Genomic DNA, 1,081 nt, shown 5'->3' with positions numbered 1-1,081 from the left:
TCTCTTGACGTTAGCAACAGAAGAAGCACCGGCTAACTCCGTGCCAGCAGCCGCGGTAATACGGAGGGTGCGAGCGTTAATCGGAATTACTGGGCGTAAAGCGCATGCAGGTGGTTCATTAAGTCAGATGTGAAAGCCCGGGGCTCAACCTCGGAACTGCATTTGAAACTGGTGAACTAGAGTACTGTAGAGGGGGGTAGAATTTCAGGTGTAGCGGTGAAATGCGTAGAGATCTGAAGGAATACCAGTGGCGAAGGCGGCCCCCTGGACAGATACTGACACTCAGATGCGAAAGCGTGGGGAGCAAACAGGATTAGATACCCTGGTAGTCCACGCCGTAAACGATGTCTACTTGGAGGTTGTGGCCTTGAGCCGTGGCTTTCGGAGCTAACGCGTTAAGTAGACCGCCTGGGGAGTACGGTCGCAAGATTAAAACTCAAATGAATTGACGGGGGCCCGCACAAGCGGTGGAGCATGTGGTTTAATTCGATGCAACGCGAAGAACCTTACCTACTCTTGACATCCAGAGAAGCCAGTGGAGACACAGGTGTGCCTTCGGGAGCTCTGAGACAGGTGCTGCATGGCTGTCGTCAGCTCGTGTTGTGAAATGTTGGGTTAAGTCCCGCAACGAGCGCAACCCTTATCCTTGTTTGCCAGCGAGTAATGTCGGGAACTCCAGGGAGACTGCCGGTGATAAACCGGAGGAAGGTGGGGACGACGTCAAGTCATCATGGCCCTTACGAGTAGGGCTACACACGTGCTACAATGGCGCATACAGAGGGCAGCAAGCTAGCGATAGTGAGCGAATCCCAAAAAGTGCGTCGTAGTCCGGATTGGAGTCTGCAACTCGACTCCATGAAGTCGGAATCGCTAGTAATCGTGAATCAGAATGTCACGGTGAATACGTTCCCGGGCCTTGTACACACCGCCCGTCACACCATGGGAGTGGGCTGCAAAAGAAGTGGGTAGTTTAACCTTTCGGGGAGGACGCTCACCACTTTGTGGTTCATGACTGGGGTGAAGTCGTAACAAGGTAGCCCTAGGGGAACCTGGGGCTGGATCACCTCCTTATACGAAGATA

At 53.4% G+C, this 1,081-nt stretch carries 1 rRNA gene; it reads left to right on the top strand.

The features are described 5' to 3' along the window. Nucleotides 1-1,071: ribosomal RNA gene (locus MSG34_RS24085) — 16S ribosomal RNA — on the top strand; the annotation flags it as partial. Nucleotides 1,072-1,081: the final 10 nt, after the last annotated feature.

It is taken from the genome of Vibrio sp. 1CM2L (assembly GCF_023161695.1).
Taxonomy (GTDB): domain Bacteria; phylum Pseudomonadota; class Gammaproteobacteria; order Enterobacterales; family Vibrionaceae; genus Vibrio; species Vibrio coralliirubri.
Note: the sequence above shows the minus strand (reverse complement) of the source record. Positions and strands in the feature narration are given on the sequence as shown.